Raw genomic sequence first — 2,236 nt, 5'->3', positions numbered from 1 at the left:
CGTGGCGACCACGCCGGCGAGCGTCGGGAATGCGCAGTCGTTGAGTTCCATCACGACGCCCTGCAATGCGGGCAATGCGGGGGTGATCTCGAGCAGGTGAAGGATCACCGGCTGGTCGGGGCCGAGCATGTCGCCGGCGGCGATGCGGAACAGCAAGGCGTAGCCGATCTGGCCGGCGGCGCCGGTGACGGCAACACGGACGGGGGTCTTCATGGGGTGCTCCAGTGAACGTTGATCGGGATCGGTGCGCGGCGCCCGCGGGCGCCGCGCACTCAGTTCAGCCCGGCGAAGAATTCGCGGAACCGCTTGAGCCCTTCGGGCAACTGCGGCGTCGGACAGGTGTAGGAAATGCGCAGCGCGTTCGGCTCGCCGAACGCGCTGCCCGGCACGCAGGCGACGCCCTTGTCCTCGAGCAGCGCATCGCACAGGTCCACGTCGCTGGCGATCAGGCGGTCGCCGTGGCGCTTGCCGAACGCGCAGGAAATGTCGGGGAATACGTAGAACGCGCCCTGCGGGCGCGGGCAGACGACGCCCGGGATCGAATTCATGACCGCGAGCACCTGGTCGCGCTTGGCCTCGAATTCGGCGCGCTTCTGCGTCGGCACGTCCTGCGGGCCGGTCAGGGCGGCGACCGCGGCCGCGGTGACGATCTCGGGGACATTGGTGATGTGGTTCGAATTGAGCGTGACGAACGCCTGGGCGACCTGCTCGGGCGCCGCGATGAAGCCGACGCGCCAGCCCGGCATGCCGTACGTCTTGGAAATCGAGTCCACGTGGATCGTGCGCTCGCGCAGTTCCGGCCGCGCGTTGACGAAGTTGTGGTAACCGACGCCGTCGAACACCATGCGGTTGTAGATGTCGTCGCAGACGATCCAGACGTCAGGATGCCTGACCAGCACGTCGGCGAGCGCGGCGATCTCGTCCTTCGAATACACCATGCCGGTCGGATTGTTCGGGTTGTTGAACAGGAATACCTTCACACCCGGCAGCGCGGCATCCAGTTGCGCCGGCGTCAGCTTGTAGTTCTGGCTGGCCGGGCACGGCATCAGGCGCATCTTCGCGTCGACGATCTCGGCGATGTCGACATAGGTGGTCCAGTACGGCACCGCGAATGCGATCGTGTCGCCCGGGTCGAGCAGGGCCTCGGCCAGGTTGTAGAGCACGTGCTTGGCGCCGATGCCCGTGGCGACGTTCCGTCGCGTGTAGCCGTGCAGGCCGGTGCCTTCGAGATGGTGCAGGAACGCATCGAGCAGCGCATCGGCACCGCGATTGGACCCGTACTGGCCACTGTCTTTCGCGAGCGCGTCGCGCACCGCCGCGTACACGTGCTCGCCGGGCAGGAAGTTCGGCACGCCGATCGAGAAGCTCACGATATCGCGGCCGGCGGCCTTGAGCTGCTTGGCCTTTTCGGCGACCGCCATGATGGCGCTGGGCTTGGCGCGGCTCATGCGCGCGGCGAGAGTCGGCATGCGAATCCTCGGCAGGATGGAATCGGCTCGGACTCGAGCCGGACAGCCGAAAATTCTAGCACAGCGCCCCCGCCCTGCCCGGCGCGGCCGCTGCGTGCGTCATGGAGGCGACGCGTCGCAGCAAGCCATGCGTCGCGCGCATGCGCTAGAGTGTTCGCGGCTATTCGCCCGCCAGGAGGAGTTGTCCATGCACTACCTGTGGATGTTCATCGTCGGCCTGCTCGTCGGCATCGTCGCGAAGTTCCTCATGCCCGGGAAGGATCCGGGCGGTTTCATCGTGACCGGCCTGCTCGGCGTCGCGGGCATGTTCGTCGGCGGTTTCCTTGCCCAGACGCTCGGCTTCAAGTCCGCGATCAGCGGCACGATTGAACCGTCCGGCTTCATCGGCGGCGTGATCGGGGCGATCATCCTGCTGATCGTCTATCGCATGTTCCGCCGCAACAGGCCGGCCTGACGCACTGGCACGGAGCGCGCGAACGAAAAAGGCCGCCTCGAGGGCGGCCTTTTTCGTGATGGCGTGCTGCGCCTCAGCCGCGGTCGAGCACCGCGTTCCAGGCGTCCAGGTGATTCTTTTCCTGGGCGAACAAGGGCGCGGTATCACCCTTGATCGTGATCGACTGGATGCCGTCGCCGCCCTTGATCTTGTCGACGATCGCCTGGTCGGCCGGGCCGACGACGCTGCCGAACACGGTGTGCTTGCCGTCGAGCCACGGTGTCGGCACGTGCGTGATGAAGAACTGGCTGCCATTGGTGCCGCGGCCCATGCG

Annotated in this window: 4 protein-coding genes; 1 reads left to right on the top strand and 3 read right to left on the bottom strand. The window is 66.8% G+C overall.

Annotated features, from left to right (window positions below):
- Positions 1-213 (bottom strand): lactate/malate family dehydrogenase (locus tag VI238_RS03305; RefSeq protein WP_414650021.1); only part of this gene is annotated, 213 nt, incomplete at its 3' end.
- A gap of 59 nt (positions 214-272) precedes the next feature.
- On the bottom strand, positions 273-1,469 hold the full coding sequence (locus VI238_RS03300; protein ID WP_331648418.1) for an aminotransferase class I/II-fold pyridoxal phosphate-dependent enzyme: 1,197 nt from the start codon (positions 1,467-1,469) through the stop codon (positions 273-275).
- Positions 1,470-1,656: 187 nt separating this feature from the next.
- Here VI238_RS03300 and VI238_RS03295 point away from each other — a divergent pair, with 187 nt between their 5' ends.
- Positions 1,657-1,923, top strand: a complete 267-nt coding sequence (locus tag VI238_RS03295) for a GlsB/YeaQ/YmgE family stress response membrane protein (protein ID WP_331648416.1) — start codon at positions 1,657-1,659, stop codon at positions 1,921-1,923.
- Between the two features lie 73 nt (positions 1,924-1,996).
- Here the strand turns inward: VI238_RS03295 and VI238_RS03290 are convergent.
- Positions 1,997-2,236: peptidylprolyl isomerase (locus tag VI238_RS03290; protein ID WP_331648414.1), on the bottom strand; the 240-nt coding region annotated here is incomplete at its 5' end.

The sequence above is a fragment of the Dokdonella sp. genome, assembly GCF_036518555.1.
Lineage (GTDB): Bacteria > Pseudomonadota > Gammaproteobacteria > Xanthomonadales > Rhodanobacteraceae > Dokdonella_A.
Note: the sequence above shows the minus strand (reverse complement) of the source record. Positions and strands in the feature narration are given on the sequence as shown.

What these genes read in the sequence shown, in the direction of transcription:
- VI238_RS03300 (WP_331648418.1), bottom strand. Translation starts at nt 1,469, where the DNA reads ATGCCGACTCTCGCCGCGCGCATGAGCCGCGCCAAGCCCAGCGCCATC.
- VI238_RS03295 (WP_331648416.1), top strand. Translation starts at nt 1,657, where the DNA reads ATGCACTACCTGTGGATGTTCATCGTCGGCCTGCTCGTCGGCATCGTC.